General features: G+C 40.6%; 13 protein-coding genes. 6 read left to right on the plus strand and 7 right to left on the minus strand.

All coding sequences use genetic code 11. The features are described from left to right. Positions 1-33: 33 nt before the first annotated feature. Positions 34-549, plus strand: a complete 516-nt coding sequence (locus CLV32_RS09885; RefSeq protein WP_133554923.1) for a C40 family peptidase — start codon at positions 34-36, stop codon at positions 547-549. Here CLV32_RS09885 and CLV32_RS09890 read toward each other — a convergent pair. Both CLV32_RS09890 and CLV32_RS09895 read right to left on the minus strand, forming a co-directional pair. Then, a complete protein-coding gene (locus tag CLV32_RS09890; RefSeq protein WP_133554925.1) occupies positions 546-1,436 on the minus strand; it encodes a flavin reductase family protein in 891 nt (296 codons plus the stop codon). The genes CLV32_RS09885 and CLV32_RS09890 overlap by 4 nt on opposite strands. Beyond that, positions 1,436-2,431, minus strand: a complete 996-nt coding sequence (locus CLV32_RS09895; protein WP_133554927.1) for a fumarylacetoacetate hydrolase family protein — start codon at positions 2,429-2,431, stop codon at positions 1,436-1,438. Before CLV32_RS09895 ends, CLV32_RS09890 begins: the two co-directional genes overlap by 1 nt. Positions 2,432-2,767: 336 nt before the next feature. Between CLV32_RS09895 and CLV32_RS09900 the strand changes: the two genes are divergently transcribed. The 3 genes from CLV32_RS09900 to CLV32_RS09910 all read left to right on the plus strand — a co-directional run bounded on the left by CLV32_RS09900 (position 2,768) and on the right by CLV32_RS09910 (position 6,141). After that, the gene (locus CLV32_RS09900) at positions 2,768-3,934 is read left to right on the plus strand and encodes a homogentisate 1,2-dioxygenase (RefSeq protein ID WP_133554929.1); all 1,167 of its coding nucleotides are present in this window, start codon (positions 2,768-2,770) and stop codon (positions 3,932-3,934) included. 25 nt (positions 3,935-3,959) lie between these two features. Next, positions 3,960-5,090: a 4-hydroxyphenylpyruvate dioxygenase gene (gene hppD / locus CLV32_RS09905; protein WP_133554930.1), complete on the plus strand. Its 1,131-nt coding sequence runs from the start codon at positions 3,960-3,962 to the stop codon at positions 5,088-5,090. 130 nt (positions 5,091-5,220) lie between these two features. Beyond that, positions 5,221-6,141, plus strand: a complete 921-nt coding sequence (locus CLV32_RS09910) for a YihY/virulence factor BrkB family protein (RefSeq protein ID WP_133554932.1) — start codon at positions 5,221-5,223, stop codon at positions 6,139-6,141. On the opposite strand, the gene CLV32_RS09915 is transcribed toward CLV32_RS09910, so the two are convergent. Then, positions 6,138-6,413 carry a hypothetical protein gene (locus CLV32_RS09915; protein WP_133554934.1) on the minus strand — a complete coding sequence of 92 codons (276 nt, stop codon included), beginning with the start codon at positions 6,411-6,413 and terminating at the stop codon, positions 6,138-6,140. The genes CLV32_RS09910 and CLV32_RS09915 overlap by 4 nt on opposite strands. Before the next feature lie 108 nt (positions 6,414-6,521). Further along, positions 6,522-7,109 (minus strand): outer membrane beta-barrel protein, encoded by a 588-nt coding sequence (locus CLV32_RS09920; RefSeq protein WP_133554936.1) that lies wholly within the window; start codon positions 7,107-7,109, stop codon positions 6,522-6,524. A gap of 147 nt (positions 7,110-7,256) precedes the next feature. On the opposite strand from CLV32_RS09920, the gene CLV32_RS09925 reads away from it, so the two are divergent. Then, entirely contained in the window at positions 7,257-9,038 is a 1,782-nt protein-coding gene (locus CLV32_RS09925; RefSeq protein WP_133554938.1) for a sensor histidine kinase, read from the plus strand. Positions 9,039-9,092: 54 nt separating this feature from the next. Continuing rightward, entirely contained in the window at positions 9,093-10,238 is a 1,146-nt protein-coding gene (locus CLV32_RS09930; RefSeq protein WP_133554940.1) for a tetratricopeptide repeat protein, read from the plus strand. On the opposite strand, the gene CLV32_RS09935 is transcribed toward CLV32_RS09930, so the two are convergent. From CLV32_RS09935 to CLV32_RS09945, 3 genes are read right to left on the minus strand one after another with little or no spacing between them, the layout of a single operon-like run. Then, positions 10,239-10,823: a riboflavin synthase gene (locus CLV32_RS09935; RefSeq protein ID WP_133554941.1), complete on the minus strand. Its 585-nt coding sequence runs from the start codon at positions 10,821-10,823 to the stop codon at positions 10,239-10,241. Between the two features lie 5 nt (positions 10,824-10,828). Then, the gene (accC, locus tag CLV32_RS09940; RefSeq protein ID WP_133554943.1) at positions 10,829-12,334 is read right to left on the minus strand and encodes an acetyl-CoA carboxylase biotin carboxylase subunit; all 1,506 of its coding nucleotides are present in this window, start codon (positions 12,332-12,334) and stop codon (positions 10,829-10,831) included. A gap of 25 nt (positions 12,335-12,359) precedes the next feature. Next, positions 12,360-13,382: a threonine aldolase family protein gene (locus CLV32_RS09945; RefSeq protein ID WP_133554945.1), complete on the minus strand. Its 1,023-nt coding sequence runs from the start codon at positions 13,380-13,382 to the stop codon at positions 12,360-12,362. Positions 13,383-13,676 lie beyond the last annotated feature (294 nt).

The raw sequence follows: 13,676 nt of genomic DNA on the forward strand, positions 1-13,676 counted from the left end.
ACTTTGGTATTTTTGATATCTTTGGCATGGCTTATGAAGAAAATCCTCTTTAGTTTTTGTTTTGTGTGCTTTTTTGCTACAGCAGGGCAGGCACAAACAGTATCCTTAAAAATGCAGCACATGGTGCAGCAGTTGATTTCGTCACTTCCTGTACAGCACCCGGCAAATCAGCTTATCGGCTTTGCAAAAACTTTGATTGGTGTGCCATATCATTATGCTTCAAGTAACCCTGCACGCGGTTTCGACTGTTCTGGTTTTGTAAGTTATGTGTTCCATAATTTCGGATTTAACGTACCCCGTTCCTCTTCAGAATTCAGCAATACGGGAACACCAGTAGAACTGGCTAAAGCAAAAGTCGGCGATATTTTAATTTTTACAGGAACAAATCCTAAAGTTCGATCTGTAGGCCATGTTGGCATTATTTACGCTATTGATGGTGATGAGATCCAGTTTATCCATGCAACGTCAGGTAAGGCAAATGCCGTCACCATAACTACATTAAACGATTACTATAGAGGCCGTTTTCTGAAGGCTGTGAGTATTATCTAATCCAGCAGCACAGCTTTAAGCGCGTTTAATACTTCTCCATTATCCAAAAAGTTCCTCGCCAACTCGTGTAATGCTCTGGTACGCGTTGTCCCATCCCCTATTGTAGCATCCAGTACTTCTTTTACTGAAGCATGACTGCGGAGGGCATCGATTTCTTCTGCCGTTGGTAAGTGTTCTATGTTACCCAGCATCCCCAGATCATTTCCGGTAAGCACTCTTGAGTTTCTAACTTCAAAGGGTAGCATATCTATTCCAATACCTAACGTAGTCAGGGGTTTAGCAACTTTAAAAAGATTTTCTGGTGTAACCCTACAGTACCAGTCGCCACCCAGTCGGGCTACCAGATCAATCTTTCCCTGATCAATTTTCCCATCAGCATCAAGAATTTCTTCTTTGATGTGAATGCGCTTGATTTCTGCAAACACCAGATTTCCTGCACCTGCGTTCGGCCCCATGGAAAGTACTTCAGTGACTATACATTCCATCTGAACCGGCGCTTCTGCCACACGTGGTGGACTTACCAATTCTGACTTAAGCATGGTAAAACCAGTTTTATCAAATTCATTAATATCCCTTGCATATTCTGTGCTGGCCAGACTTGTCTGTTGCACCATATCGTAATTCACGATATTGATCACACATTCTTTTACCTGTAGTACGTTTTCGAGTGTATGCTTTGTCGTATTATCACGTACCCTGCGTGCAGGAGAAAATATGCACACTGGTGGATTGGTACTAAACAGATTAAAAAAACTAAATGGACTAAGGTTGATCTGTCCATCTGCTGCTATGGTTGTAGCGAAACATATCGGCCTCGGTGCAATTGCATATTGCAAATAATTTTGCAACTGCACCGGGCTCATTTCTGAAGCATTTAAGGTCAGCATTATTTTTTAAGGGCAAGTATAGAAAAATCAGTATCAGCCTTTCTGATGGTGTTATTTAAGATGCCGAGACCGGTAATCTTCATCTCAACGATATCACCGTCTTGCAGCCATTGTGGCTTATAAGCCGCATCGTTGAGTAACCCCGTTCCGTTCAGCTCCAAAAAGCAGCCTGTACCTACGGTTCCGGAGCCAATCACGTCGCCAGGCAAAATATCAACACCGTATGCACAGCGCTCAAGAATTTCTGCAAAAGTCCAGTCCATATCGGCCATGTTTCCTTTTGAAACCTCACTACCATTTACTAAACAAGACATTTCCAGATTATACGCATTACCAGTATGTCCTTCTTTAGGACTTGTTTTGTATTCTTCGAGTTCGTCGGGTGTAACTAACCATGGGCCTATAACCGTAGAAAAGTCCTTTCCTTTAGCCGGGCCAAGGTTCAATAACATCTCTTCCATCTGCAAAGTACGCGCGCTCATATCATTCATGATCATAAAGCCAGCAATATAGGAATCGGCTTCCGCAGCGGTGATATTCCTACCTTTAGTTCCAACCACGATAGCCACTTCAAGTTCAAAATCAAGCTTTTGAAAATGATCAGGCATACATTCAATTTCTCCAGGTCCTTGAATGGCATTATGATTTGTGAAGTAGAAAATCGGATATTGGTCAAATTCAGCAATCATCTCTACCTTCCTGTTTCTACGCGCTGCAGCAACATGCTGACGGAAGGCGTAACCATCGCGGCAGGATGTCGGATGTGGCACGGGCGCCAGCACCTCATAAAAGGCCTCTTCCTTAGGCTCCAACTCACCACTCTTTATCTGTGCATCAATTTTCTTCGCCCGATCCATTAGTACAACGCCGCCCCGAAGAAAAGCATTCATCTCGTTAGGCAGCAGTTTATCACACGAATTTAAGTTGTAGATATGTCCGTTAACGAAAACACCCAGATGTTCACGATCGTCTGTTAGATAAGAAACTAGCTTCATAATTGACAGTTTTTAAATGGTTAGATGGGGATAAAGCTAAGTAGTTGTTTGCAGATTTCAAGGATTAATGACATTAAATATCTTTTTTGAAGAATAATCCCTTGATTGCTAAACAACTTTCAATAACTATCCCTAATTTAGCAACGCAAATGAACAAGATGTTATCCATCAATAGTCAGATTTCACGCCAGATCCTAGCGGCATTTCGCTATGCGATGCTGTCTAAGATCATCTTTGCGCAATATTCCAACTAGATATCCCGTCTAATACGCTGCTGGTTAAAACGTTTCTGCGTTTTACTCGTTATCTAATCAGTCTAACCAAATCAATATTGATATGCCTATATACCACACATTGGGAACAATTCCTCCAAAGCGACATACCGTTTTCCGGAAACCGGATGGCGAACTGTATGCAGAAGAATTGGTTTCTACAGAAGGTTTCTCAAGCCTTTACTCCTTGGTTTACCACTGCCACCCGCCGACAATTGTGAAGTCGCTTGGCGAGCCGTATTCTGTTGAACCAAAAATTGCCCGGGAAAAACACCTCAAACACACGAGCCTGATCGGTTTTAACATTAAACCTGAAGATGATTATCTGAAGAGCAGGAAACCGGTGTTGGTAAATGCCGATCTGCACATTTCGCTCGCTGCACCTAGAAAATCCATGACTGATTATTTCTATAAAAACAGCCAGGCAGACGAGGTGATTTTTATCCATGAGGGCACAGGAACTTTGAAAACTGGTTTTGGCAAGATCAAATTTGCGTATGGCGATTACCTTGTTGTGCCACGTGGCACGATCTATCAGTTAGAGTTCGATAGCGAAGATAATCGTTTGTTCATAATAGAGAGTTTTAGCCCAATCCGGAGTCCTAAACGTTACCGAAATGAATATGGACAGCTAATGGAACATTCGCCTTACTGCGAACGGGATATCAAAAGGCCTGTGGATTTGGAAACGAATGATGAATTTGGGGATTTCAAAGTATTAATTAAAAAACAAGGTTTAATATACCCGTATACCTACGGCACTCATCCCTTCGATTTTATAGGCTGGGATGGGTTTCATTATCCATGGGCATTTTCCATTCATGATTTCGAGCCGATTACCGGCAGGTTACATCAGCCGCCACCAGTACATCAAACTTTTGAAGGCCATAACTTTGTGATTTGCTCTTTTGTTCCTCGTAAATACGATTACCATCCATTATCTATTCCTGCTCCTTACAATCATAGCAATGTGGACAGTGACGAGGTATTATATTATGTGGATGGAGATTTTATGAGCCGTAAAAGTGTTGTACGCGGACAAATAACCTTACATCCCGGGGGCATTCCACATGGACCACATCCGGGTACTGTTGAGAAATCCATTGGTAAAGAGAAAACGGAGGAGCTGGCGGTAATGATAGACCCGTTCAGACCACTGATGCTCACTGAAGATGCCATAGCGATTGAGGACGAGAACTACCACAAAAGCTGGCAAATTAACATTGAATAAATAAGCACACACATATAGTTATACTATGTCAACACAAACATTTGCAGAAAAGATTGCCAAAGCGCAGGATTTTTTACCGATCAATGGTACAGATTACATTGAATTTTATGTCGGTAACGCTAAACAAGCGGCACATTACTACAAAACTGCGTTCGGCTTCCAGTCGCTCGCCTATGCGGGACCCGAAACCGGCGTAAGAGAATATGCTTCTTATGTTTTACAGCAAGGAAAGATCAGACTGGTACTTACCACTGCCTTAAAATCTGAGAGCCCAATTTCGGAACATGTTAAATTACATGGCGATGGCGTTAAGGTTTTGGCCTTATGGGTAGATGATGCCTATAGTGCATTTGAAGAAACCACAAAAAGGGGTGCCAGACCCTATCTGGAACCTATAACGAAGACCGATGAGCATGGGGAAGTTAAAATGTCCGGGATTTATACTTACGGAGAAACCATCCACATGTTTGTTGAACGCAAGAACTATACTGGTACTTTCTTGCCGGGTTATAAAGAATGGGTGAGCGATTACAATCCGGGTGATGCAGGTTTGCTTTATGTAGACCATTGCGTAGGCAATGTAGGCTGGAACAGGATGAATGAGACCGTAAAATGGTATGAAGAGGTAATGGGCTTTGTAAATATTCTTTCATTTGATGACAAGCAAATCAATACAGAATATTCAGCATTGATGAGTAAGGTGATGAGTAATGGGAACGGTTTTTCTAAGTTTCCAATTAACGAGCCTGCGGAAGGTAAAAAGAAATCTCAGATCGAAGAATACCTGGAATTTTACGAAGGCGAGGGTGTTCAACATATAGCGGTAGCGACTAAAGATATCCTGACTACTGTTAGGGAATTGAAATCGCGTGGCGTGGAATTCCTCAGCGCTCCTCCGGAGGCTTATTATAATATGATGCCTGATCGAGTAGGTGAAATTGATGAGGAGATCGCTAAACTTAAGGAGCTGGGGATTCTGGTAGATTGTGATGAAGAGGGTTATCTTTTACAGATCTTTACTAAACCTGTAGAAGACCGTCCAACTTTGTTTTTTGAGATTATACAAAGAAAAGGCGCACAATCTTTTGGCGCAGGAAATTTCAAAGCATTGTTCGAATCTTTAGAGCGAGAACAAGAACTCCGGGGAAATCTATAACAATAACATTTACAGGCGGGTCTTTTATAAGCACCCGCCTTTTTATTGCGGACGATTGTAAAACAATTGGTGCATCACCGGGTTAAATAAATAAAATAGTTACTTTCGGGGCTGCAATTGTTAGAAAAGAATGTTTAAAAGGCTTTTTACCCAAATTCATACATTTAGTGCTCACCTAAGGCAAGCCTTTAACCTTTTTCAAAAGAATGATCCCTTAAGGCTTGCTGGCGCTACAGCCTTCTTTACTAACTTTGCCCTACCACCTATTTTAATCATATTGATCAGACTGTTTGGATATTTCATCGATCGCAAGATATTGGTAACAAAATTATTTGAACGGCTTTCAAACATCCTTGACGAAAGTAGTATTGTGCAGATTCGTCAGACGCTGAGAAATATTCGGAACATCGATCAAAACTGGATAGCTACTATTTTTAGTTTCATCTTTTTTCTCTTTGTGGCTACCACGTTGTTTAGTGTTATTAAAAGCTCAATGGATCAAATCTGGTCGATAGGCATTAAGCCGCATTCAAGTTTTCTTTTTAAATTAAAACTTCGCGCCCGTTCTATGGTCATCATTTTATTGGCGGGCATTCTTTTTACCACGGGTTTGGTAACAGACAGCATTCAAGCTTTTATCGGAGTTTATATCAATAATGCCTCACCGAGCTTCGGCAAAGTATTTTTAGCAATCCTCAATCAGTTACTTTTTATCGCAATCGTAACCGTTTGGTTTAGCGTACTCTTTAAATATCTTACTAACGGACGCCCTGCCTGGAAAGCGAGTTGGAAAGGTGGATTGTTAACAGGGGTCTTATTTACAATTGGAAAATATATCCTGCGGATTATGCTTCCACTGAGTAATATTGGCAACATCTATGGCGCCTCGGGCTCGATTGTCTTGATCATGCTATTTGTCTTTTACTCTTCATTTATCTTTTATTATGGCGCATGTTTCATTAAGGTACTGAGTGACGCACACGACACTCCTATACGACCCATCGCTGGTGCATTTACATACGAGATTAAAGAAGTTCCAAAGTTAGCTTAGCATACTGGACGCAGCTGTTCAAAGCCTTGCATCTCAAATACCGCGAGATTGTTAACAAGATTGCAATGTAATGTTCCGAATAAATTAAAAACACCTGATTTATTTTTTGCTTCGATGCAGATGGTTTCCTTAACAGTATCCTGATGTTTAGAAAACTGGTCGGCCATGATGATGTCTTCGTCCTGAATTTTGACATCATTACCGTCAATTCCAAATGTTTTTAACAAAGCAGGGAAGCTATGCCCTTTCAGCAGCAGTTCTGTGATCTTCATGATTTTAGGTTTAGAGTTGGGTGGATTATACGTCAACTTTAAGGCCAAAAAAAAGAAGGATAACCTTTTGGATTACCCTTCTATCAACGAGTTGTAAGTATATATTTTTTAGAACAGCTTATAGGCGAGTCCCAAAGTGAAAAGACTTAACTTCTTGTCGTTATATCCATCTTTACCAAGCTTAGTCAATCCTGCTTCATATCTGAGGTCTACGCCCAATCCACCAAGATCAAGACCAGCACCAAACTGCCAGGCAAATGCCTGATCTTTAAAATTACCATTGAAAATATTAGTTGTCGCGGCTCCAAAGGATTGTTTTTTATCCACAATAAATGACACAACCGGACCAGTATTTAATCTCAGTCCAACTCCTGCTGCACCGATTTTTGTTCCTATTAACAAAGGGACATCTACACTGGTAAATTTCACTTTATTATCCACACCAGCTACACTTACAAGGGTTGTGTTTTTTCCGGCAAGATAAAGTTCAGGTTGGAAATGCAAGCCTACGGCACCAACACGTGCATAGAAACCAGCATAATAGCCTGCCCGGTTATCGCTATCAAAAACATTGTCTGTACTGAATTTAGAGAGGTTCGCCCCACCTTTAATACCAAACTGGAAACTAGGCAATACCTGACTGAAGGCAACAACGCTACTGCAGAGCATCAGTGCGGAAAGGATAATTCTTTTCATAATAATTTTAATGAATGAAATGGATAATACAGATGTAAAACTAAGGTTTTTAATATTAAGTATATTACGTAGTTTTATATTTACTAAACCGGAAATTTATGATTTTGTTTTCAAGTTATAGATATTTCGCCCGACTAACCGTTTTGAATGGAATTTACCTTTAACACATACGCACTCATACTGATAGTATGTGGTGCGCTGACACTTTTCCTTTCTTATTATGTATATAAGAAGGAAGGGGGTGCGGTCAGGTGGTTCGGGTTGATGATGTTGTCAAATGGAATCTGGTCGGTAGCATACGGTTTTGAGCTGGCTAGCAGCACGCTAGACCAGATGAAGTTCTTCACAAATATCGAATACCTAGGAATCGCCACATTGCCCATCAATTGGTTTTTCTTTTGTGTTGAATTATCAGGACAGTCAAAATGGATAAAATCGAACCGCAACATCGCACTTTTTCTCATTGTACCGGTCATCACTATACTGTTGGAGTGGACAAACAAATACCATCATCTACATTATAAAGCCCTGCACTTAAGTTTGGAAAGTGATTTCCCAATGGTAGCCATAGAACCTGGAATTTCTTACCGGATATTTACTGCCTACTTTTACATCTTGTTAGCTATTGGTGGATACCTCTTACTCGTTAAATTCAGAAAAGCCGATGCAATCTACAAAAAACAGAATTACAGTATTTTGATCGCTGCGCTGATCCCCTGGATCGCAAATATATCCTACCTTCTTGGGTTTAGACCGCTGGGAAATCTGGATGTCACCCCTTTTGCTTTTATTACCACCATTTTGTTAATTTTTCTTGGCATTTACCGATTTAAACTTTTTGATATTTTGCCCGTTGCCAGAGAAAAAGTCCTTGAACTGATGCAGGATGGTTTTATGGTATTGGACAAGCACAATAGGGTTATCGACTACAATATTGCTTTTAAAAAATATACCGGGGATCTGAAATCCAACGAAATTATCGGGCGGGAAATCTCTGAGATTTTTCCGGGAGAGACATTTCTTATAAAGTCTATTACAGAAAACAGATCCGGAAAATCGGAACTTGTTTTACAAACCGCGACGGGTACATTCGATATTGAAGCTGATATCAGATACCTCAATGAAAACAAATTAAATAATGAAGCGACGATCGTTAAGTTTCAAGATTTAACCAATCTGCGTCATGAAGCTCGCAAAATTAAAGAACAGGCTGATGAACTCCAGGAACTGAATCAGCTTAAAGACAGGATTTTTTCTATTATAGCACACGACCTTCGTGGTCCGTTGGTGAATCTGTCAGAAGTACTTAAAATGATCGCTAACGATGTCATCAGTATTGATGAATTCAAAGATATCTTACCAACCCTGAGCAAGGATATTCTGTATACTACAGACTTGCTGGAGAATATTCTGCATTGGTCAAGAAGCCAGTTAAAAGGTTATGGGATTAATAAAGAATATTTTGACCTGAAAGGAATGATAATCAACGAGATCGATTATCATTTACCTTCTGCAAAAGCCAAAGATATCACTATCATCCAGGACGTATTTCCAGGACAAGGCGTGTACGCAGATATGTTAATGATACAGATTGTAGTCAGAAATATCCTGAACAATGCGATTAAATTCTGTAACCCAGGAAGCACGATCGAAGTTTATGCTACCTATTCCAGAGACGGGCACATGGTGCTCTGCATTAAGGATAATGGCATCGGCATGTCTCCCGAATTTCTTGCAAACCTTTTTGATGGCAAAAGTGTATCGTCAAGAGGAACAATGAATGAGAAAGGCACCGGGCTGGGAATGGTGGTGTGCAGGGAATTTATGTTACGGAATGATGGCGACATCTCAGCTACAAGTACCTTAGGTAAGGGGACAACTTTCTATATTTCCATTCCTATTGAGGAAAAAATCTTAGCAGACGTATAAATTCATTTGCAGATGACAAAAACAACTAATATCTTAGTTTAAAATAAACAAGATATGAAAAAGTATGTTAGCTTATTAATTCTATTCATTGTTGCAGCAGTCGCGCAAGCTCAAACAAGTAATTTAGACAAAGAAAAGCTTCTTGACTACTATCAGAACCAGCGTTATTCAGAGGCGGCAACTTATCTTGAAAATATCTATGGTAAGGAAAGTAATGATCCAAAAGCGCTATTTCAACTCGCCTATGTTCATCTGATGGCAGGTTTATTGCCCGAAGCAGAAAAAAACTATCTTGCGCTGCAGCAACTGCAACCAACCAATATAACAGTCTTGTTTAATCTTGCCTCCATCAGTCTCAGGCGTGGAAATGAAGAAAAAGCGAAAAGCTTCTACCTGGAGATCCTGAAAGCAGACAGTACAAATTTTAATGTGTATAAGCAACTTGCCAACTTATATCCTTTGAGTAACGACCCTGACAAGATCAAGTATCTTGAAAAAGCAAATAAACTAAATCCAGCAGAGGCCGATGTAGCATATGATCTGGCAACAAGCTATAATATCTTAAAGCAGGATAAAAAAGCTTATGCTGTACTTGATCCCGCAATGAAAGCAGATACCGGAAATTTCATATTGCTTAAAGCCAGGTTGCCAGTATGTATGGCATTATTGAAATTCCCTGAAGCCAGCGAAGTTGGCGAACGGCTAATGGCGGCTGGGGACAGTACATCATTTGTGATTACGACGATGGGGAAGTTATCTGTGTTGACCAAAGCCTTTGAAAAAGCAATTAGATATTTTAAGCTTCTGGAATCCTGGGGACAAGAAAACGAAACTAGCTTGTACTACACTGCGCTTTGTTATCGTGAACTGAAAAACTACACGTTTTCTGCCGAATACACTAAAAAAACTATAGAATTCAGCACGTCACCTAATATGGCCAGTTATTACACCTTATTGGGGACTGTGTATGAAGAAAAACTGCAATATAAATCTGCATTGGCAGCATACAAAAAAGGATTGGAATACACCAGTAAAGGTGGAATCTATTACAATATTGCGTTATTAGAAGATTTGAAATTAAAAGAGCCTGCGAAGGCACTTACCTATTATCGGCTATATTTAAAAAGCAAGCCAGATGAAGGCAAAAACAAGGAGGCAATACTATATGTTAAAGATCGAATCAATACCCTAAGCAAATAATTACTTACGGGTAAGTCGGGCAACATATTTACCGATAATATCAAACTCTAAATTTACGGTATCCCCTACTGAAACTTCATGCAGGTTGGTATGTTCGTAAGTGTAAGGAATGATAAAGACAGAAAAGGCATCATCCGCAGAATTGACAACAGTCAGACTGATGCCGTTGACGCAGATAGAACCTTTTTCAACTGTTACATTTCCAATCGTGCTATCATATTGAAACCTGTATTCCCAACTTCCTTCAAGCGCTTCCCTACGAACACAAATTGCTGTCTGATCGACGTGGCCCTGAACTATATGACCGTCCAAACGGCCATTCATCTGCATACAACGTTCCAGATTCACCTTACTCCCAGGTTTCAAATGCTGTAAATTGGTTTTATCAAGTGTTTCCTGAATTGCTGTTACCATATATGTATTTTCCGTCAATCCAACCACTGTTAAACAGACCCCATTATGCGCAACACTCTGATCAATTTTCAATTCATTGGTCAAGGCAGCAGAAATTGTGTAATGAATATTATCCTGTTCTCTTTCTACAGCTTCAACAGTGCCGAGCGTTTCTATTATTCCGGTAAACATATTTTTTATTTTTGAGCGATTCTATTTGTCCGCCAGTTACTTCTTTTATTAGTTGTTGCTTCAGTTACTGCTGATGCCTCTGCGGTCTTTCGATAAATAGATCCAAAAATTGCAGCGATCAAGGTTTCAGCTTCATTGACATGATCACGCTCTCCACGCTCTCCAGGCTCTCCAGGCTTGAAGTATTTATCAACAAAGTGCGTATCAAAATTACCACTTCTGAATGCGTCATGATGCATCACAAAATTACCAAAGCCTAGGGTAGTTTGTATGCCCGTAATGTCATATTCTGCAATAGCTCTGATCATAATTTCTATCGCTTCTTCCCGCGTTTGTCCATAGGTAATTAGTTTAGCAATCATTGGATCATAGTAGATCGGGATTTCCATTCCAGCTTCAAATCCATCATCTACGCGAACACCTTTGCCTGCCGGCAGTTTATATGTTTTTAAGGTACCTATGTCGGGCAGAAAATTATTTTTAGGATCTTCGGCATACACGCGCAGTTCAATGGCATGACCACGCATAATTAAGTCGCCCTGCGCATAAGTGAGCGCCTCTCCTCTTGCAATTTTAATTTGCTCTTTCACAAGGTCCAAACCAGTGATCATTTCAGTAACGGGATGTTCAACCTGGAGACGCGTATTCATTTCCAAAAAGAAGAAATTTAGATTTTCATCCAGGATAAACTCTACTGTTCCAGCTCCGGTATAATTGACAGAACGTGCTACGTCTACCGCGCATTTCCCCATCTGCTCTCGAATTTCTGATGTCAGCACGCTTGATGGAGCTTCTTCAACAACTTTCTGATGTCTACGCTGTACTGAACACTCCCTCTCGAACAAATAAACAATGTTACCGTGACTATCTCCAAGCACCTGAATTTCAATGTGCCTTGGCGAAGACACATATCGTTCGATAAAGACAGAACCGTCTCCAAAGGCTGATGTAGCTTCACTTACAGCCAGTCCCATTTGCTCTTCAAAATCTTCCGCCTTATGCACAATCCGCATTCCTTTACCACCGCCCCCGGCTGCTGCTTTAATTAGTATAGGAAAACCCACTTCAATCGCCTTAATTTTGGCCTCAGCAACATTGGTAATTGCTTCAGCGGTTCCTGGGACAAGTGGAATATTCCAGGCCAATGCCGCCGCCTTTGCCGAAAGCTTGTTTCCCATGATCTCCATTGCTTCAGGTTCCGGACCGATAAAAATAAGTCCCGCGGCCTGCACAGCCCTGGAAAAGTCAGCATTTTCGGATAAGAAACCATATCCCGGATGTACAGCATCAGCACCAGTAACTTTACAGGCATTAATGATTTTTTCAGGAACAAGATACGACTGGCTAGCAGCTGACGGGCCAATACAAATGGCTTCATCTGCATAACGCACGTGCAGTGCGCTGCGGTCTGCCTCAGAAAATACAGCAACTGTTTTTATACCCATTTCACGAGCGGAACGCATGATACGCAACGCTATTTCTCCGCGGTTTGCTACTAAAACTTTATTCATAATCTTTAATTCTACTGGCGATCAGCTACAGCTCACGAAATACTGCTATCGCCTGATCTATCATAGTTGAAGATACGTCTAAATGTGTAACGAAACGAATCGTATCCGGACCGGTAGTATTGCATAAAATTCCTTTATCTGCCAAAGTTCGTACTAATTCAGTGGCATTACGACTTGCAGTCACTTTCACGATAACGATATTTGTCTCTACTGGCATAACAGATTCAATGTAATTGCACGCAGATAAGGTATCAGCCAGCGCCTTGGCGTGTTGATGGTCTATCGCCAAACGGTCTACATGATTATCCAGCGCATAAATGCCTGCCGCCGCCAAGAATCCAGCCTGACGCATTCCACCGCCAAACACCTTACGTAGCTTCCTTGCCCGTTTAATGGTAGCCTGATCAGATAAAAATACTGATCCCACTGGTGCGCCCAGTCCTTTAGATAAACATACAGATATGCCGTCGAAATACTGTCCGTAATCTGATGCTGCATCTCCTGTTGCAATAAGCGCATTAAATATTCTTGCACCATCAAGATGCAATTTTAATCCTTCCGTACTGCACAATTCCGCAATGGGGTTAATTTGATCAAGCGTATAACAAGCACCGCCACCTTTATTGACTGTATTTTCTAGCACTACCAAACTTGTGTTTGGATAATGAATATTTTCTTCATTAATTTCAGGTGCAATCAACTGAGGAGTAAGGATGCCCCGCTCACCATACAACAGTCTAACTGAGGCCAAAGAATTATAGGCTATACCACCTCCTTCATACCGATAAACATGTGAAGTCTGATCGCAGATAACCTCATCCATAGGCTGTGTAAAACATTTAATCGCAATCTGGTTGGTCATCGTACCTGAGGGACAAAAAAGTCCAGCTTCCATCTGGAAAATAGCAGCTAATTTTGACTCTAATTCATTGACGGTCTCATCTTCACCGAAAACGTCATCACCAATCTTAGCATGCATCATTGCGTCCAACATTCCTGCTGTCGGTCGGGTCACCGTATCGCTTCTAAAATCTACTTTTTCTTGCATAAAATTTTGAACTGTCTGAATACAAATATTAGCTTTTTATTGGTATTCCTATACCTGATACAGGAAAAAAATAAAAAAAATATCGCATCAAATTTTTCTTTTTAATTAACAACCACCCAGGCAAAAATTCAACCAATTAACACTGTTTATCAGTCGCTTATAATTGAATTTAATTTTCTAAATAAAAAATACAAACGGGCTAAAAGCTACACTTAGAATTTAATAATTTGGATTTTAAAATAACAAATGTAATTTTAGCTTAGTGTTTTTTTAACAATAACCTATTTGGGCATT

Origin of the sequence: Pedobacter duraquae, from assembly GCF_004362245.1 — a bacterium.
GTDB classification, from domain to species: domain Bacteria; phylum Bacteroidota; class Bacteroidia; order Sphingobacteriales; family Sphingobacteriaceae; genus Pedobacter; species Pedobacter duraquae.

Excerpts from the sequence above, each read along its gene's own strand:
- CLV32_RS09885 (WP_133554923.1), top strand. The coding sequence starts at position 34 with ATGAAGAAAATCCTCTTTAGTTTTTGTTTTGTGTGCTTTTTTGCTACA.
- CLV32_RS09890 (WP_133554925.1), bottom strand. The coding sequence starts at position 1,436 with ATGCTGACCTTAAATGCTTCAGAAATGAGCCCGGTGCAGTTGCAAAAT.
- CLV32_RS09895 (WP_133554927.1), bottom strand. The coding sequence starts at position 2,431 with ATGAAGCTAGTTTCTTATCTAACAGACGATCGTGAACATCTGGGTGTT.
- CLV32_RS09900 (WP_133554929.1), top strand. The coding sequence starts at position 2,768 with ATGCCTATATACCACACATTGGGAACAATTCCTCCAAAGCGACATACC.
- hppD (WP_133554930.1), top strand. The coding sequence starts at position 3,960 with ATGTCAACACAAACATTTGCAGAAAAGATTGCCAAAGCGCAGGATTTT.
- CLV32_RS09910 (WP_133554932.1), top strand. The coding sequence starts at position 5,221 with ATGTTTAAAAGGCTTTTTACCCAAATTCATACATTTAGTGCTCACCTA.
- CLV32_RS09915 (WP_133554934.1), bottom strand. The coding sequence starts at position 6,413 with ATGAAGATCACAGAACTGCTGCTGAAAGGGCATAGCTTCCCTGCTTTG.
- CLV32_RS09920 (WP_133554936.1), bottom strand. The coding sequence starts at position 7,109 with ATGAAAAGAATTATCCTTTCCGCACTGATGCTCTGCAGTAGCGTTGTT.
- CLV32_RS09925 (WP_133554938.1), top strand. The coding sequence starts at position 7,257 with ATGGAATTTACCTTTAACACATACGCACTCATACTGATAGTATGTGGT.
- CLV32_RS09930 (WP_133554940.1), top strand. The coding sequence starts at position 9,093 with ATGAAAAAGTATGTTAGCTTATTAATTCTATTCATTGTTGCAGCAGTC.
- CLV32_RS09935 (WP_133554941.1), bottom strand. The coding sequence starts at position 10,823 with ATGTTTACCGGAATAATAGAAACGCTCGGCACTGTTGAAGCTGTAGAA.
- accC (WP_133554943.1), bottom strand. The coding sequence starts at position 12,334 with ATGAATAAAGTTTTAGTAGCAAACCGCGGAGAAATAGCGTTGCGTATC.
- CLV32_RS09945 (WP_133554945.1), bottom strand. The coding sequence starts at position 13,382 with ATGCAAGAAAAAGTAGATTTTAGAAGCGATACGGTGACCCGACCGACA.